Origin of the sequence: Roseibium aquae (genome assembly GCF_008711285.1) — a bacterium.
GTDB classification, from domain to species: domain Bacteria; phylum Pseudomonadota; class Alphaproteobacteria; order Rhizobiales; family Stappiaceae; genus Roseibium; species Roseibium aquae.
Map to the genome: position 1 here is coordinate 54,891 of NZ_VXDC01000013.1, position 17,509 is coordinate 72,399.

14 protein-coding genes and 5 pseudogenes are annotated in these 17,509 nt (G+C 54.1%); 15 read left to right on the forward strand and 4 right to left on the reverse strand.

Annotated features, from left to right (window positions below; all coding sequences use genetic code 11):
- The first annotated feature begins 156 nt into the window (after positions 1–156).
- The 8 genes from rfbA to F0184_RS17960 all read left to right on the forward strand — a co-directional run bounded on the left by rfbA (position 157) and on the right by F0184_RS17960 (position 7,609).
- A complete protein-coding gene (rfbA, locus tag F0184_RS17925; protein ID WP_150497586.1) occupies positions 157–1,035 on the forward strand; it encodes a glucose-1-phosphate thymidylyltransferase RfbA in 879 nt (292 codons plus the stop codon).
- Positions 1,032–1,595 (forward strand): dTDP-4-dehydrorhamnose 3,5-epimerase, encoded by a 564-nt coding sequence (gene rfbC, locus F0184_RS17930; protein ID WP_150497587.1) that lies wholly within the window; start codon positions 1,032–1,034, stop codon positions 1,593–1,595. Before rfbA ends, rfbC begins: the two co-directional genes overlap by 4 nt.
- 3 nt (positions 1,596–1,598) lie before the next feature.
- Complete coding sequence (gene rfbB, locus F0184_RS17935) at positions 1,599–2,672, forward strand: dTDP-glucose 4,6-dehydratase (RefSeq protein ID WP_150497588.1); 1,074 nt, start codon at positions 1,599–1,601, stop codon at positions 2,670–2,672.
- On the forward strand, positions 2,669–3,487 hold the full coding sequence (rfbD, locus tag F0184_RS17940; RefSeq protein ID WP_150497589.1) for a dTDP-4-dehydrorhamnose reductase: 819 nt from the start codon (positions 2,669–2,671) through the stop codon (positions 3,485–3,487). Before rfbB ends, rfbD begins: the two co-directional genes overlap by 4 nt.
- Before the next feature lie 85 nt (positions 3,488–3,572).
- Positions 3,573–4,784, forward strand: a complete 1,212-nt coding sequence (locus tag F0184_RS17945; RefSeq protein WP_150497590.1) for a KpsE/RkpR family capsule polysaccharide export protein — start codon at positions 3,573–3,575, stop codon at positions 4,782–4,784.
- 3 nt (positions 4,785–4,787) lie between these two features.
- Positions 4,788–5,441, forward strand: a complete 654-nt coding sequence (locus F0184_RS17950) for an ABC transporter ATP-binding protein (protein WP_150497591.1) — start codon at positions 4,788–4,790, stop codon at positions 5,439–5,441.
- 22 nt (positions 5,442–5,463) lie between these two features.
- Positions 5,464–6,723: a KpsE/RkpR family capsule polysaccharide export protein gene (locus F0184_RS17955; protein WP_150497592.1), complete on the forward strand. Its 1,260-nt coding sequence runs from the start codon at positions 5,464–5,466 to the stop codon at positions 6,721–6,723.
- A 55-nt stretch (positions 6,724–6,778) separates the two neighbouring features.
- Positions 6,779–7,609 (forward strand): ABC transporter permease, encoded by an 831-nt coding sequence (locus F0184_RS17960; RefSeq protein ID WP_150497593.1) that lies wholly within the window; start codon positions 6,779–6,781, stop codon positions 7,607–7,609.
- Positions 7,610–7,628: 19 nt separating this feature from the next.
- Here F0184_RS17960 and F0184_RS20795 read toward each other — a convergent pair.
- Positions 7,629–8,331 (reverse strand): annotated as a pseudogene (locus F0184_RS20795) (transposase); the annotation flags it as partial.
- A 70-nt stretch (positions 8,332–8,401) separates the two neighbouring features.
- Here F0184_RS20795 and F0184_RS17970 point away from each other — a divergent pair.
- Together F0184_RS17970 and F0184_RS17975 are read left to right on the forward strand one after the other, a co-directional pair.
- Positions 8,402–9,390: pseudogene (locus F0184_RS17970) on the forward strand (IS481 family transposase).
- Positions 9,391–9,579: 189 nt separating this feature from the next.
- A complete protein-coding gene (locus tag F0184_RS17975; protein WP_206668374.1) occupies positions 9,580–9,951 on the forward strand; it encodes a transposase in 372 nt (123 codons plus the stop codon).
- Here the strand turns inward: F0184_RS17975 and F0184_RS20800 are convergent.
- Together F0184_RS20800 and F0184_RS20665 are read right to left on the reverse strand one after the other, a co-directional pair.
- A pseudogene (locus F0184_RS20800) lies at positions 9,937–10,280 on the reverse strand (transposase); the annotation flags it as partial. The gene F0184_RS17975 and the pseudogene F0184_RS20800 overlap by 15 nt on opposite strands.
- Positions 10,273–10,536 (reverse strand): integrase core domain-containing protein, encoded by a 264-nt coding sequence (locus tag F0184_RS20665; protein ID WP_150497594.1) that lies wholly within the window; start codon positions 10,534–10,536, stop codon positions 10,273–10,275. The pseudogene F0184_RS20800 and the gene F0184_RS20665, both read right to left, overlap by 8 nt.
- A 505-nt stretch (positions 10,537–11,041) precedes the next feature.
- Here F0184_RS20665 and F0184_RS17990 point away from each other — a divergent pair.
- From F0184_RS17990 to F0184_RS18000, 3 genes and pseudogenes are all read left to right on the forward strand, one after another.
- On the forward strand, positions 11,042–11,608 hold the full coding sequence (locus F0184_RS17990) for a D-sedoheptulose-7-phosphate isomerase (protein ID WP_150497595.1): 567 nt from the start codon (positions 11,042–11,044) through the stop codon (positions 11,606–11,608).
- A gap of 54 nt (positions 11,609–11,662) precedes the next feature.
- A complete protein-coding gene (locus tag F0184_RS17995; RefSeq protein ID WP_150497596.1) occupies positions 11,663–12,388 on the forward strand; it encodes a sugar phosphate nucleotidyltransferase in 726 nt (241 codons plus the stop codon).
- A gap of 48 nt (positions 12,389–12,436) precedes the next feature.
- Positions 12,437–13,027, forward strand: a pseudogene (locus tag F0184_RS18000) (transposase); the annotation flags it as partial.
- Positions 13,028–13,068: 41 nt separating this feature from the next.
- On the opposite strand, the pseudogene F0184_RS18005 reads toward F0184_RS18000, so the two are convergent.
- A pseudogene (locus F0184_RS18005) lies at positions 13,069–13,797 on the reverse strand (IS3 family transposase); the annotation flags it as partial.
- A gap of 407 nt (positions 13,798–14,204) precedes the next feature.
- Between F0184_RS18005 and F0184_RS18010 the strand changes: the two are divergent.
- Positions 14,205–16,169, forward strand: a complete 1,965-nt coding sequence (locus tag F0184_RS18010) for a glycosyltransferase (RefSeq protein WP_150497598.1) — start codon at positions 14,205–14,207, stop codon at positions 16,167–16,169.
- 31 nt (positions 16,170–16,200) lie between these two features.
- Positions 16,201–17,346 carry a glycosyltransferase gene (locus F0184_RS18015; RefSeq protein ID WP_150497599.1) on the forward strand — a complete coding sequence of 382 codons (1,146 nt, stop codon included), beginning with the start codon at positions 16,201–16,203 and terminating at the stop codon, positions 17,344–17,346.
- The last annotated feature ends 163 nt before the right edge of the window (positions 17,347–17,509 follow it).

Sequence of the window (17,509 nt, forward strand, 5' to 3'; positions counted from 1 at the left end):
GCCGGATAGCCGCCTTTTGCGGGCCGGGGGCCGGTGGACTGGAAGTGAAAGCCGGGTGTGAAGACATCAACGCCAAGAATGCCTTGCATTGCTGGTCTGAAAACGCGATGACCTACCCGAATTTTCAATCCGAATGGCAACACATTGGAGGGTTCTTTGAAAGGTATCGTCCTTGCCGGAGGAAGTGGGACCCGCCTCTACCCCATGACCATGGCGGTTTCCAAGCAGATCCTTCCCGTTTACGATAAACCCATGATCTACTATCCGCTCAGCGTTTTGATGCTGGCGGGGATTTCCGATATTCTGATTATCTCGACGCCGCGCGATCTGCCGTTGTTCCAGTCGCTTCTTGGCGATGGTTCACAGTTCGGGATTAGTTTGACCTACGCCGCGCAACCTGAACCCAACGGACTGGCGGAGGCCTTCATCATTGGCCGGTCCTTCGTGGGAACAGCGCCGTGTTCGCTCATTCTCGGGGACAATATCTTTTATGGCGCGGGCATATCGCAGCTGTGCAAGGCCGCCATCGCAGAACCCTCCGGGTCGACCGTGTTCGCCTACCATGTTTCTGATCCGCAACGTTACGGCGTCGTCAACTTCGACCCGGCGACACGCAAGGCGCTGGACATCGAGGAAAAGCCTGTGCAACCGAAGTCGAACTGGGCCGTGACCGGGTTGTATTTCTACGACAATGATGTTCTCGATATTGCCGCAAATGTCAGGCCTTCGGCGCGTGGCGAACTCGAAATCACCGACGTCAACAACGCTTATCTCCAGCGCGGCGATCTAAGAGTGGCAACCCTCGGGCGCGGCTATGCGTGGCTGGACACCGGCACCGTCGACAGCATGCATGAGGCGTCCGCCTTTGTGCGCACCATCGAACACCGGCAAGGAACGAAGGTTGCCTGCCTGGAGGAGATCGCGTTCCTGAATGGTTGGCTCACGGCCGATGAAGTGCTTGAGCGGGCGATCGTTCTCGGCAAGTCGGGTTACGGTGAATATATGAGAGCATGCGTCAAGGAGTACCGGCCATGACTGAGATCCGCCCTCTCGGTTTGGAGGGTGTCGTTGAGATCATTCCGAAAAAGTTCGGGGACGAGCGCGGTTTCTTTTCGGAGACCTTTAATGCCAAGGTCTTGAAAGAGGCCGGGATCGAAATTGATTTCGTTCAGGACAATCATTCCTTTTCGGCGCAAAAAGGCGTTTTGCGGGGGCTGCACTTCCAGACGCCGCCCTTTGCCCAGGACAAGCTCGTGCGGGTGACCCGCGGCGCGGTCTTCGACGTCGTTGTCGACATCCGTAAGGGATCGCCGACATTCGCCAAGTGGGTCGGGGTCGAGATCTCCGCCAAGAAATGGAACCAGGTTCTGGTGCCGAAAGGGTTCGCACACGGTTTCGTTACCCTCGAGCCGGACACCGAGTTCCTGTACAAGGTGTCGAACTACTATTCGAGGGACTGCGACCGGTCCATCCGCTTCGACGACCCGCAAATCGGCGTCGAGTGGCCGATTGACAGTGCCGTGATCCTCTCGGACAAGGACCGGGCGGCGGGTCTTCTGGCGGAGACGGAAACCGGATTTCACTGCGAGGTTTGAGCAATGCGATTTCTGATCACGGGCGGCGCGGGGTTCATCGGCTCGGCCGTTTGCCGGCTTCTAGCGGCTGATCCAAAAAACTTCGTGCTGAATGTCGACAAGCTGACTTATGCCGGCAACTTGGCTTCGTTGCGATCGGTCGACAATCAGCCGAATTACGTCTTCGCCCAGGCCGACATCTGTGACGGTCCGGTGATCGCGAGCCTGCTGCGCCAGCATGATATCGACATCATCATGCATCTGGCCGCTGAAAGTCATGTGGACCGGTCGATCGATGGTCCAGGCGCGTTTATCGAGACAAACATCATCGGCACCTTTCAGATGCTGAACGCGGCCCGCGGCTACTACGAAAGCCTGACCGGGGACAAGCGCGAGCGGTTCCGCTTCCATCACATCTCCACCGATGAAGTCTTTGGCGACCTGCCCTTTGACAGCGGCATCTTCACGGAGGAAACGCCCTACGCGCCGTCCTCACCCTATTCCGCCTCTAAAGCCTCATCCGACCATCTGGTGCGGGCCTGGCACGAGACCTATGGCCTTCCCGTGGTGCTGTCGAACTGTTCCAACAACTACGGCCCGTTCCACTTCCCGGAAAAGCTGATCCCGCTGGTGATCCTGAACGCGCTCGACGAGCGCGAGTTGCCGGTTTACGGCAAGGGCGAAAACGTGCGCGACTGGCTGTATGTGGTCGATCATGCAGCGGCGCTGCATCTCGTTGCGACCAAGGGCGTTCCCGGCCAAAGCTACAATATCGGCGGCAACGCGGAACGGCGCAACATCGATGTGGTCACCAGCATCTGCGCGATCCTCGACCGCAAGCGGCCTCGCGCCGGCTGCGGGTCCTATTCCGATCTCATCCAGATGGTCACCGACCGGCCCGGCCATGACCGGCGCTATGCAATCGATGCCTCGAAAATCCGCCGGGACCTGGGCTGGAGCCCGTCGCAGACCTTCGAGACCGGGCTGGAAGCGACGGTCGACTGGTATCTCGCCAATGACTGGTGGTGGGGTCCGATCCGCAAGAAGCAGGGGTATGAACGGCTCGGAACGCTAAAAACCGCGGGGGCAGACGGATGAGGGTCCTTGTCACCGGCAAGGAAGGTCAGGTGGCCCGGTGCCTCGCCGACCGGGCGCCATACCATCCAGCCCTCGAGCTTGTCTTCGCGGCCCGCCAGGGGACGGAGATCCTTTTGGACTTGGCGCGGGAGGAAACGATCCGCGCCGCCGTGGCCATGACCAAACCGGATGTCATCCTGAACGCCGCCGCCTACACTGCCGTCGACCAGGCCGAGGACGAGCCCGAGCTGGCGATGGCGATCAACGGCTGGGCGCCGGGCATCCTGGCGCAGGAAGCCGCGAAGATCGGGGCCCGGATCATCCAGATATCCACCGACTATGTGTTCGACGGGGAACTGGACCGCCCCTACTTGCCGTCGGATCCCGTCAACCCTATCGGGGTTTACGGCAAGACGAAGCTTGCCGGGGAGGAGGCCGTGCGCGCGGCCACTCCGGACCATGTGATTGTCCGCACCGCCTGGGTGTACAGCCCCTATGGCAAGAACTTCTACAAGACCATGCTCCAGCTTGCCGAAACGAGGGATGAAATCTCGGTCGTTGATGACCAGATCGGCAATCCGACCAAGGCGCATGACATTGCCGACGGTCTGTTAACGATTTGCAACGACTGGGCGGCGGGGAGAAGCATGCGGCTCGCCGAAACCATTCATCTTGTCGGACCTGATGAAATGACATGGTGCGGGTTTGCCCGCAGGATTTTCGCCGAAAGCGCCGCTTCCGGTGGCCCCTTCTGCCATGTTAATGCCATAACCACTTCGGATTATCCGACCCGGGCAAAGCGGCCGAGGAACTCACGGCTCGTGCAACCGGTCTGAATTGTCTATGAATTGGCACCCCTTGTTTGCAACAGTGCTGCCTTAAAATCTCACACAGCGTGTTGGTCGCGGGCGAAGGTGAAGCATGAGCCTTGAAATAGAACATTCGGGCAAAGCGTTGGACCTCGAAAGGCGCAACGACGGGGACCCGGTCGCGTTTATCGACGACGATGGTGCGTTACGAACCTGGTATGCGCGATACTTCAAGAAGCGGACCTCATTTTTTCTGGCTGTCGTTCTTCCGAGCCTGCTCTGCGCGATCTACTATGGCTTTATTGCAAGCAGCCAATATGTGGCCGAAACACGTATGATCGTTCGTACTATTGGGGTGAGCGAGCGCGTCAGCACTTCAGAAGCCCGCGAAGGCCGCGCCATGATCGGCGGCGACTCGCTGACGCAAGATTCCTACATTGTCGCAAATTTCCTGGAATCGCCTGATCTCGTGAGGACGCTGGATGCAACAATCGGGCTGAAGCAATTGTTTTCGAAGAAAGACATCGATTTCCTGTCGCGTCTTTCGTCGAATGCGTCTTTCGAAGAACTTCACAGATACTGGCAGCGGCAGGTGGACACCTATGTGGATGGGCCATCCGGGATCATTGTTTTCACCATCCGCGCATTTTCCCCCGAAGATTCGGTGGTGATGCTAAACGCCGCTTTGGCAGCAGCTGACGAGATGATCGACCGCATTTCCGAAAAGGCGAAAAACGATCTTGTGGCGCGTGCTGAACGGGATGTGAAAGCGACGCAAGCGGATTATCAGCAGGCGCTCAACGAACTTCAAGCCTACCAAAACGAGACCGGTATCCTGGACCCGGTATCGATGGCCAAGCTGGGTCTGACGGTCATTGCCAAGCTGACGCAGGAAAAGCTTGCAATGGATATCGAACTAGAATCGCTCAAAGCGGCGAATGCCGGAGATTCCGCTAGAGTGCGCCAGATGGAACGGACAATTGCCGCGCTCGATGGCGAAATTGCCCTTCGGCGCAATAGCTTGGCGGGCCAGGCGGCTTCCGGGATCCAGCTGTCCGATCAGCTGACCGAGTTTTCCCGTCTGGAAACACGCAGAGTTGTTTCTCAAGCGATCTACGAGGCTGCAATCCGCAATCTCGACACGGCCAAGGCGACTGCGCTGCGGCGTACCACCTATGTTTCGGTTTTCTCCAATGCGCAATTGCCCGAAGAATCCAGGTATCCAGAGCGCCTGTCAGCTTGGCTGATCTTCGCTGTCGGCCTTTTGACGCTTTGGGTCACGGCAACGCTGATCTGGCTATCTATCCAGGATCACCGGACGTGAGTGATGATCACATTGGACAGAGTAACGAAATTCTACAAAACCGCGGGTCATCGCAAATATGTCCTGCGCGACCAGACCATCCATTTTGAGCGCGGCACCTCCTACGGGATTCTCGGGGTCAACGGCGCCGGTAAGTCGACAACCATGCGCCTGATTTCCGGAGCGGAGCTCCCGAACAAGGGCCGGGTAAGGAGGGCCGTGCGCGTTTCCTGGCCGCTTGGGTTCGGCCAAGGCTTCAACCCCATGCTAAGTGGAAAGGAGAACCTGAAATTTGTCGCTCGGGCCTATGGCGAGGACCATCAACGCGTGTTGCGCTTCGTCAGTGAGTTTGCTGAGATTGGCAGCTATATGAACGAGCCCTTGCGAACCTACTCTTCAGGGATGTCTGCGCGTTTCGCCTTCGGCTTGTCAATGGCGGTCGAGTTCGATTGTTACCTGGTGGACGAGATCACTGCCGTTGGTGATTCCAATTTCCAACGTCGGTGCCGCGACGCCTTCAATGCGCGCAGAGAGCGTTCAGATGTCATCATGATTTCGCATGACATGGGTACGATCAAGGATTATTGCGATGAGGTTCTGGTTCTCATCGATGGTCATCTGGTGCATTTCACTGATATTGAAGAGGGCGTTGCAACCTACATGCGCCTGAACCGCTAGGCAGGAAGCTCAAGGATGACTGATGTCTGACCAGAACACTCCGCTGACCGAAAGCGCAGGGCGGTCGCTTGTGGTTCAGAGCCAGAAGATGGCGGCGGCCCTCAGTTCTTATGCCCGCGCCCTTACCTTCGAGAACCGCAGCCGCCGCAATCTCTACCGCCTCGCGGGGCTGACGCCCCGCTTCCGGGACAAGATCTTCGCCAGACTGCTGGTCGCGTCCTTTATATGTTGTTTCGTTTTACCGCTTGGCCTCAGCGTTGTGTATTTTGGCCTCCTGGCAAGCAAGGTCTATGTCTCCGAGGTGCGTTTTGTCTTGCGCTCCTCCGCGCCGATGCTGTCCCGCGACCGCTTTTCGAGCGAGACGGTCGAACCGAAGGCGAAGATTGTCCAGGACACGGCGATCGCTCTCAACTATCTCGACAGCCCGGCCATCGTCCAAGATCTCCGAGAACACATGGATTTCGAGGGGTTTTATGCCCGCCCGGAAATAGATTTCATCGCCCGGCTTGATTCTGAAGCCACCCAGGAAGAGGTGCTGGACTATTGGTCCGGCAAGTACTCCAGCTGGGTCAACCCAAAAAGCGGGATCGTCGAACTGGAGGTTCATGCCTACTCGCCTGAAGAAGCGCATGAGCTGATGGAAATCGTCCTTGAGCTTGCCGAACAGCGCGTGAACCAGCTGAGCGCCGGCATGTGGGATGGGCTGATGACATCCGCCCGCCTGGATGTTGACGCGGCCAGCGCGGAGCTTACCGCGCTGCGCGACCGCTACCGCGACCTGCAGAACCAAACCGGTATCTATGACGTCTCGCTCGCCGCGGACGGGCTGGTGACGGTGCTGACCGGTCTGGAATCCGAGCTGGCAAGTCTAAAGGCGCGCCGCGCCGCACTGGCTGAGAGTGTGGACCGAAGCGCTCCGCAGTTTCAAGAGCTCGACCGCCAGGTTGCGGCACAGGAGGTGCAGATTGCAGCGCTCAAATCGGAAGCCGCCGGACAAGACGGGGAAACCCTCGCGGGGCATTCCCGAAAATTTGAGGATCTTCAGCTTGAACTTGATTTGGCTGAGCAGCGCCTCGCCTCGGCGATCCGCGAACTTGAGAAAGTCCGGCTGGTCAGTTCGCTTCAACTTGTTTATCTTGACGCATTCACGGAACCGACGCAACCGGACACCCATAAGTATCCTAATGTGCCCTTGAGCCTGTTGCTGGCGTTTCTCGCCTCGGCCGTCCTATGGGGGAGCGTCTCGGGAATCATTATCTTAATTCGGAATAAGCTGGATTGATCATGCCCAACCCCCGGTTCTGCGCTCCCCGAACCTGGTCAGGAGCATCGGAACGATGACCGAAATTCTTGCAGAACCAGCACGGCCGGCAGGATCTCAGTCAACCATCACTATTGCCGATGCGCTGAAACAGAAGCGAAACGTGATGCATGCAGTGGTGCTGCGCGATATCCGCAGCCGCTTTTTCGATCATGGCCTGGGCTTTCTGATCGTTCCTCTGATGCCTCTCGGGCACATGATCATTCTTCTCACAGTGTATTCAGTCGTTGGCAAAAAGACGGCCTTTGGCGACGACCTCAATCTGTTCTTCGCGACCGGACTCATGCCGGCTATCTCCTTCATGTATGTCTCCCGGTTCATGTCAATCTCGCTGCTTGCCAACAAAAGCATGATGGCCTTCCCGGTGGTGCGCCTTCTGGACATCGTCATCGCCCGCGCTTTCCTGGAACTGATCGGGATTATCCTAGCGGGTACTTTGATGGTGATCGTCCTCGTTTCCCTCGGCAGCGATCCGACACCCCGCGACCCGGGCGAGGTCCTGCTGGCAATGGTCTTTGTTTTAATCTTTGCTCTTGGCATGGGGATAGTCGCCAGTGTGATTACTGCGATTGTGCCTGCTTTCGCCATGGTCTACGGGCTTTCGATGATCATTTACTATTTAAGCTCAGGTGCGCCAATTTATCTCCATACTTGGCCGGAGCAGATCGTTTATTGGTGCTCTTGGAATCCGGTGTTTCACGCAGTGGAGTGGATGCGTACCGGCTATTATCTCGGGTATCCGGATCAATCACTTGATAAGGGCTACTTGATCGCCTGCGCCTTCGGTAGTCTTGCGATTGGGCTGATCATGGAGCGCGGTTTGAGAAAACAGATGCTGGCTGCGTGAATAGTGGAGCGCATCCGCGTTATGTTGGTTCATATCCGGCGGCAGCGAAGTAGTTGGCACATTCCTGTGGCTTGAAGAGGGTGCAGAGGTCGCCAACGGAGTTCCACAGGGCGTCCAGTCCGCTCCGCCTTGGCGCGTAACAGACCTTGAATTTCGAAAACGCCATCTTGATCGCGTTGAGGTCGGGACTATAGGGCGGCAGATAGCGCAGTTCGGCACAAACGCTTTCAATGGCTTCCTGGACGCCGGCCGCCTTGTGGGCCGCCAGTTTGTCCATCACGACGATATCGCCCCGTGGCAGCGTCGGTACAAGGGTTTGCTCGACCTAGGCCAGGAAAGCGGCGCCGTTCATGGCACCGTCGAGCACCATCGGGGCCGTCATGCCGCTCAGGCGCAAGGCTCCGGTGAACGTTGTCGTTCGGGCTTGCCCCGGAACCGGTGGCGGGCCAGCGCCCTCACTCCAGTGGCCATGGGGAACGCCTGCCCGGCACCGCTCTCCCTTCAGGGACCGTCCGCGCAGCCGCGCCATCTTCGTATTCAAACCGGTCTCGTCAATGAAGACGAGTTTGGTCGGATCAAGATCAAGCTGCCTGTCGAACCAGGCCTGTCTCTGCATCATCAGCGCTGGGCGTTCCTGCTCCAATGCGTGTGCGGTCTTATTTTTATGTGAACCCGCGGGAGCGCAGCCATTTGCTCAACATCCTCCGCCCGATCTGACCTTGCCCCCGGTGCTAGATGTTTAGTCCCAGAGTGTGATGGTGCATCAATGTGCCACCACAGAAGGGAGAAACTATGGGCCAAGTACTTCACGGATGCGCCTCGACCACCCACGCTGTCCGAGCAGCAATACAGCGATCGCAAGCTTCGATCGCGGAGTTGAGCCGGATCTACGGGCTCAATCCAAAGACAGTGGCGAAGTGGAATAAGAGAGACAGTGTGAACGATGCACCGATGGGACCGAGCGAGGTACGTTCAACCGTTCTCAGCAAAGAGGAAGAGGCTTTGGCTGTTGCCTTCCGCCGCCATACTCTGTTCAACTTGATGACTGCCTCTACGCACTGCAAGCCAGCATCCCGCACCTGACACGGTCTTCTTTGCACCGCCTTTTTCAGCGTCACGACATCAGTCGCTTACCAGATGTCGAGGGAACGAAGCCAAAGAAGAAGTTCAAGACCTACCCGATTGGATATTTTCACATCGACATTGCCGAGGTCTGGACCGATGAGAGCAAGCTCTACATGCTCGTTGCTATTGACCGGACCAGCAAGTACGCGTTCGCCGAGTTGCACGAACGCATTACCCGGCGCGACGCAGCGAACTTTTTGCGCCGTCTGATCGACGCGGTTCCTTACAAAATCCATACGGTGTTGACCGACAATGGAACCCACTTCACCGACCCGAAAGGCAATATGTGGACCGCAGCCGAGTTGCGTGAACTGATCGCGCGGCAAGAGGCTTTCCGGTGCCACGCCTTCCCGTTGGCCTGCGCCCAGAACGACATTGACCATCGTTTGACAAAGCCGAACTGTCCATGGACCAACGGCCAGGTCGAACGCATGAACCGTACGATCAAAGATGCGACCTTACGGCGGTATCACTACAAAACCCACGACCGGCTTCGGGAGCACCTTGCGACGTTTCTCAACGCCTACAACTTCGCAAAACGAATGAAAGCGCTTAGAGGCCTCACCGTGTTTGAGTTCGTCATGCAAAAGTGGATTTCAGAGTCGGAACGATTCAGACTTCATCCAGACCATCTCATCCCGGAACCAAACATCTAAAGCATTGCTTGCTTACTCCGGCTCAATTACCGACGCAGTGAAGTAGTTTCTCGCCTCAGAGGGCGTGATCGCATATATGGCAGACGCGGTTGCCGCCCATAGGTCTTCGACGGTTCTGATAACGTACAAGGGCTTTCGTACATTTCGGGTTTGAGACAGTTCCTTTATTTTGATTGAAGGGAGCGAGGAATGACGAACGATATTGAGACTGACGAGATTTTAAATGTGATCCGGATCGACGAGGCCCGGATCAAGGACCATCTGGGCGAGATGGTGCGCCGAACGGTTGAGGAAGCGCTGAATGCAATGCTCGATGCTGAAGCAGGCCGGCTCTGTGGGGCTGGTCGTTGTGAACGTAGCGAAGGTCGTCAGGATACGCGGGCGGGCAGTTATGAGCGTGCGCCGCATACGAAGGCGGCGGAAGTCAAACTGAAGATGCCGAAGCTTCGCCGCCAGACCCCGGATCGTAGTCCGGGTCCGGGGCAGGCTCTTCGAGACAGCCATTACCGAACGGTATCAGCGCCGGGAAAGCATCGTCGAGGAAGCCTTGTTCAGGTTTGACACCGTGCCGGGACTGAACCGCGTCCCCCACAACGCCTCGGTGATGTCCTATATGCGACGGACGGAAACACCGGCCGTTTGACCTGTTCGCTTGAACCAACGGCGCTCAGGGTCTCAGCATCTCGATCAGGGCCTCCTCAACACTGCTTTCTTGTCATTGATAGCGCTCGATGATTGCCGTCTCGAAGAGCCTGCCCCGGACTACGATCCGGGGTCTGGCGGCGAAGCTTTGGCGTCTTCAGCTTCACCTCACCCACCTTGGTGTGAAGATCCCGCTCGTAGCTGCCCGCCCGTTGTGTGCCCTGACGGCCTTCGTTCCACTCATAACGAATCCGCATAACCTTCTTGACTGACGAATAACATGACGGTTTCGATTGGTCTGCGTCCCACGTTTCGATAGCCAAGATGCGGGCGTTCGGTGTTGTGGTGGACAAGCCATTCAACGAGGTCTGCCTCCGCGTCCAGCATCGCGTTCAACACCGCTACGTCAGTGCCGCGCACCATCTCTCCCGGATGGTCTTTAATCAGAGCGTCATCGATCCTGATCACTTTGCTCATCTGTTTGCCGTCGTCGTCATCCATCATGCCATGCTCCCTTCAATCAATTTAAAGGGACCGTCTCAAGTTAAAAATGTGCGAAAGAATTTGTATGTTGTACGTCCGGCAAATGGTCAGCCCGGAGATATATGAGCATGGCTCTGCTCTATCAGGAGCAAAACCAAACCCGAAGAGCCGTCGTCTGAAAACGAAAGTGCAAAAGATATTTGACACTACCATCGGCTCTGTAGGTTATTCACCGGGATCGATGTTCGCAGACCTCCCGGACCTATTTAACGGGTCAAGTAGGGCGCCATATTAAGGGCACCCGAATGAGTTATATGTCATCAAATCGTCGATAGGGGGCATTTATGATTCAGCCACTGCATCTCGAATTCGCTGGATCACATACCTTGCCGTATATCCATGCAGAGGTTGCTACATCCGGCGCCGGAAAACACAACTCGAAGCGGCAATTCGAACGGTTCGTGGGTTGACCATCGCTTACGGTGGCGGCACCATAGTATCATGGACAAGATATGGGGAATCTCGGGTGACGTTAAAGTCCTATTTTGACACATCAATTGACGTACTCAAGAATGCGCGCGACCACGCCGGGGTTCAGCGCTGCGATGAAGCGGCGGCGGCTATCGTTTCTGCGCTGAAAAACGGAGGACGGCTTCTCGTCTGCGGTAACGGCGGATCGGCTTCCGATGCCATGCATATAACGGGGGAACTCGTCGGACGTTTCCTTAAGGAACGCGCTGCGCTTGACTGCATCTGCCTGTCTTCCAATCCGTCTGTCATCACGGCTTGGTCCAACGACTATTCCTATGACACCGTATTTTCCCGGCAGGTCCAGGCCTATGGCTCCAAGGGGTCCGCCATTCTGGGTCTATCCACATCAGGCAATTCCGGTAACGTGATTAAGGCATTCCAGGCTGCTCACGACATGGGAATGGTCACCATCGGCCTCACGGGCGAAGGCGGTGGCAAGATGGCCGAGGTGACGGACATCCTGATCGACGTGCCGAGCCGTTCCACCCCGCTGATCCAGCAAGTGCATATTTGCCTTTATCATTACATCTGCGAGGCTGTCGAATGCGGCATGTTCGAGTGACCCCAGCGGATTCGCCCAGGACCTCACTCCCGCCTCTCCGAAAGACCCCCAATCATGACTAACCCGGATCTGCTTTTACTGTCCGGCGGCAGGGGCACCCGGATACGGGCCATGCATCCGGATGTGCCCAAACCGATGATCCCTGTCTTGGGGCGCCCGTTCCTGTACTGGGTGACCGCCTTCTTCGCCGGGCAAGGCCTTCGCAATGTCGTTTATTCCACCGGGCACATGGGGGACCAGGTCGCCGCTTGGTGCCAGAGCGATCCGATGCCGGGACTGACCCAGACCTGCTGCCACGAACGGGAACCGCTCGGGACCGGCGGTGGTGTGCTCAACGCTCGCGGTCTTCTTGGGAATTGGATACTGGTGTCGAATGGTGACAGCCTGTGCCTCGGTGGCGTAAAGAATCTAATCGCGCTCGTGGGCCGGGAGGAACTGAGCGGCGGGCTGATCGGCCTATACTGCTCAGACACATCTCGGTTCGGCAGCTTGTCTGTTGACGAGGCCGGCAGACTGGTAGCATTCCGGGAGAAAGTACCTGGCGCCGGCCTGATAAACGGGGGGACCTATCTGTTTCGCAAGACGGTCCTAGACCGCTTTCCGACCGGGACTCCGCTGAGCATCGAGCAGGACGTTATTCCGCGCCTTGCCGCGGACGGCCATATGCTTCAGGTCGTGGAAGCAAGAGACGCTCCATTCCTCGACATTGGCACACCCGAAACGGTCGTGAAGGCCGAACAGTTTATCTGCAGCAACCAGGCATTTTTCAACTATGAATAGCCGCATACTCATAGGCGCCTTCTTCCCTAATTTTGAGGCGAGGAGGCCATGATAAGCAAAGCCAATTTCAGCGATGATTTCAAGCGGGACGGGGTGGCACTGCTCACCCAGCGTGGGTATCCGGTGGCGGAGGTATCAAGCGGCTGAGCGTCAGCCCGCGCTCTCTGTATGCGTGGAAAAGGAAGTTTTCGCAGCCATCTGGCGGAGACGTCAAGGATGCCGAGATCCGGCGCCTGAAGGGTGAACTGGCGAGGGTCACCGAGGAGCGCGACATCCTAAAAAAGCTACCGCGTATTTCGCCAAGGCTGCAAAGTGAGATACGCGTTCTTCGCCGCGCATCGCCCGCTGTTCTCGGTGCGGACGATGTGCCAGTGCCTTCGCATCCACCCTAGCCGCTTCTACCCCTGGCTGAAGAACCCGCTGAGCAGGCGGGCGAAGGAAGACGCCCGCCAGACCGTACTCATCAGCAAGGACTGGAGGGAAAGCGGCAAGCTGTATGGCTATCGCAAATTGCGCGACGATCTGCTGGATCAGGGCGAGACCTGCTGTCCCAACCGCGTTGCCCGACTGCCCAAACTGTCAGGTATCAAGGCCCAGATCGGCTACAAGCGTGGGCCTAGCAGCTACGGCGGCAAGCCATTTGAGCTACTCCCCATCCGTTGGACAGTTTCCGGCGTAAATTACGCTGCTCTCTGCCTCTGTTGGTCGGTTTCGGTTTGGGTGAAGTAGACCACGGCGGGCGGCTGTCCGCCGTGGGCGGTGTGAGGTCGCTGACGATTGTAAAAGGAGATCCATTTTGCAACGCCGGCTTTGGACTGCGATCCGGTCTCCCAAGCGTGTAGATAGACACATTCATACTTCAAGGACCGCCACAGGCGCTCGATGAAGATGTTGTCGATACAGCGGCCCTTTCCGTCCATCGAGATCCGGGTCCCGACCCGCTTCAGCCGGTCGGTCCAGGCAAAGGACGTGAAATGGCTACCCTGATCCGTATTCATAATCTCGGGCGGGCCGAACCGATTGACCGCCTCGCTCAGCGCTTCGATGCAGAAGTCGACCTCCAGCGTGTTGGAGATGCGCCAGGACAAGAACTTTGCGGGTAACCCAGTCCATGATGGCCACCAGATAGAGGAACCCGCGCCGCATAGGCAGATAGGTGATGTCGGCGCACGAGACCTGATTGGGCTATCGAGCCTTAGAGCGCCAAGAAGATAGGGGTATGTCTTGTGGCCCTTGGCCGGTTTGCTGATGTTCGGAATCTGGTGGATCGGCATCAGTCCCATTAGCCGGATCAACCGCCGGATCCGCTTCTGGTTCACACCATGGCCCTCGTTCCGCAGGTGCCAGGTCATCTGCCGGACGCCATAGAACGGTGTTTCCAGGAACTGCCTGTCGATCAGGCGCATCACCGTCCGAACCATCGGCATAGCGCGCGCCAGAACCAAAATCGGCATGGCCAACATAGTCTACAACATGAGAAGGCTGGTTCAGATCAACCAAATGAAGCCCGCATCGGCAGGGAAACAGCCAAGGAGGGCAAAGCCTCCCGGCCGAAAGGACCCGACTCAAACAGCGATCAGGCCCAGAACCGGTCAACTCGCCTCAGCCAGACACAAAAACGGGTTGATAGAGGTCCTCATTATGGGGCTTGAAAAACAGTCATCATAAACTTAAACAAAACACCGCAAGAGCAATTACATCACGATAACACTCTCCCGCTGAAATTTTGCTGATCATTCCCCCGTCCGCCGCCACATATAGCAAACACGGACCCAAATAAAGCGGCCGTAAGTAGGGAGAACACAAGGATTTGTAGATGCGAAAAAAGCTTATTCTAATTGACTCCTCCCTAAAAGGACCAGGGGGGCATTATTTCGAATACGATAAAAGAGTTCTTGATGCGGCTAATCGGTTAGGCTACGACACCGTAACGCTTGCACATTCCGATTATTCGGGGGATCATAGTTACGAAGTTTTGCCAACTTTCTCGAAGGATTATTGGGATAACTTTCGCTTCTACAACAAGCGTTACTTCGGCGGTGCTCCCGTTGCGCCTAAGTTGTCAATACTCTTCACAAAGGCAAAGCGGGTTGGATCCTATTTGTATCGTAGAATTGTTTTTTCAAAAATAGGTCTTGCGATTGAACGAATTAAAGGTCGTGATTTTTTTCTACTTCTAACTGGGCCAAAGGCCTTTGTTGAGACCAAGTCATTGATCGATTCTAATAGATCACAATTATTAGTAGCTTGGTTCTTACGGGCTGGGTGGGATGTGTATGAGCACGTGTTCTTAAGGCCCCATGGGGCGCACTTAAAAAAATATTTCTTTGGTGTTTTGGCCATTATCTTTTTACCAATAATAATGTTGTCAATCATTCCTTACTCGCTACTCCGTATTGGTTTATTAATCCGAGAAAATAGAAAAAAAACGCCTCCGATTGCTTTCTGTAAAGAATTGGAAAAAGCGTTGTTGACTATTGACGTAGATGAGAACACGATATTTTTTGTGCCGAATGCAACGACTGCTGAGATTGAGGCGCTTATTTATCTGAGGCAAAAGAAATCGGAAGTTATGAAGTGTCGGTGGGCGCTACTTTTTAGGCGTCCTTTTTTTACCGGTTACCCATCAACCTATGCTGGTCAAGTTAACGATTTGATCGGTTTTCGCAACGATATGGGGCGTCTTGCAGTGTTGTGCCCGGACATTAAAGTAACGTTTTTCACAGATACGCATGAGTTGTCCGATCAGTACAACTATATCGGCATATATAAGTTTTATACGTTGCCCGTGCCTGTAGACGTTGTTGATGATGTGGCTGTAAAGGATTCTCATCAAAAATATATTGTGTCTTATCTTGGCGATGCTAGAGAGGAAAAGGGCTTTCACTACTTAAAAAGCATAGTCGAATGCATAAATGGAAATAATTCACTAAGTAAATCAGTTGAGTTTTTATTTCAATCTAATTTTAATTTTCCGGGGGGTGATGAACTATCTCGGCACGCCAAACATGACCTGGAAAATTTAGTTTTTGAAAATGTTTCCTTGATAGAAGGACCGGTGGACAGTGAAGTGTATTCAAAATACCTAGATATGTCCTCGATGTTGGTGATGCCGTATTCCCCTGCCGACTATTTCGCGCGATCGTCTGGTGTATTTATGGAGGCCTTATCTAGGGGCTTGCCTGTTGTTGTACCGGCCGGAAGTTGGATGTCTAATGTAGTAGAGCATCATAGGCGTTCGGTAATCGATGAACAATTGCGTAACAATTCACCGCTCCAAAGTATTGTACTTACCCAGGATATGACATCTAGTGGCGTGTTGGAGAATGTCTCAGGCAGCAATTATTTCTCTCTGGATTTTGGATTCCTGAGTGACATAAAGAATCCGGTTAGGATCCGGATAAAACTCTACAATAAATTCGATATAGAGATTTATCGAACTCAAATGTCATACTTGCCAATTGACTCGCAAGTACTATCCCTATTTGAGATACCTCCCTCTGAAAAATTGGCATGGGAAGTTGAAATACTTGGAGATGTAATTCATCCAAAGTTCAGTTTTATGAAAGCCTCCCTATATTATTCTGACGCGGGCCTTCATATAGACAGTGGGGTGATAATGTATGATGGGCCCGAACAATTGCCAAAAGCTGTGTGTAGCGGACTTCTGGAGTACGAACGACACAAAAAAGCGATGGAACTTTTGAGTGTTGAGCATCGGCATAGGTATGATCCCGATAATCTTATCGGGATCTTAGATTCAGCGATATCCGCAGCTTAGAGAACTGTTGCAAATTTAAAGGTTGTCCGGAATGTCTCATGTCACTCGCCCGATTTCCGTTGTTATGTTGACAGATGTCAGTGTTGGATATGGAACCCCGCAAAACTTGCGCTTAGCGGAATCGATATGTAAAAACTATAATGCACGGGTACACATATTTGAACCGGATCAAGCGGTTCGGCCGCAAATTGACATAAAGAAACGTCTTCCTGAGTATAACATTTCTTTGAACCGCGTTTTCACGACAGGAAACTTGTTTACACAGGAGGGTCGAATTGAGTTTGCTCAGTATGTTGCGCCGCATATAAGAAATATTAAGCCAGATATACTTATAATATCTGGATTATATCGGTTGCCTGTTTTGGATATGATCGACCACGATCATATGATTAAAATATTCTATTGTCTGGAAGAGGTAACCGAACGCCATAAATATATTTTCCCACTTGTTAATATCTGCGATATACTTATATTTCCCGAAGAAAACCGCCGCAGAATATACCTAGAGAGGACTGGCTTCCGTTATGAAAATAACTATACATTTGTGATAATGAATACAAACAACAACAATTATTATACTGATGAGAAGAATGGAAAATTATTATATGCTGGGTCTTTTCACAAGGAAATTACATTTGGATATTATTTCTTTCATGAAGAAGTTTACGCTCTTCCGATAGATATATTCGGGATTATCGATGGTTTTCCAAACGACGAAAGGCGGAGTTTGTTTGAATTGTTTACAAAACCAGGAGGTGCGCGATATAGAGGCTACTTTGAAACAGATGACAATTTCTTCCGTATGATATCACGATATCTATTTTCTATAATTACTTGGCTTCCAGATGTGGAGGATCGTTATTATGCTGCGCCTAATAAATTATTTGATGCGCTGTCATGCGGTTTGCCGGTTATTTCGGCGCCCCACCCGCAATGCGAGGAAATAATTAGAAAGTATAACTGCGGTATATTGATGGATGATTGGACTATGCCGAGTTATGTGAGCGCATTAAACAAAGCTCTTAATGTCTCAGGTACCGAATATTATAAAGAGCTTGTAGATAACTGCCGGACTGCGATGAGGGAAGACCTTTCATGGGACGCACAGTTCTCAAAATTACGACCTGTTATAGATAAACTCATAAATAAAAAATTAATTCAAACGCGCGATACATAAGGTTATAATTCAATGGTAGGGTAATCATCCCCGAAGACCATTGGGTTGAAAATTGGACTTCTCCGGCCTTTGATGCGCTTGGAGAACGACATGAAGAAATCGAGATTCACAGAAAGCCAGATCCTTGCGATTTTGAAGCAGGGTGAAAGCGGCGTGCCAGTTG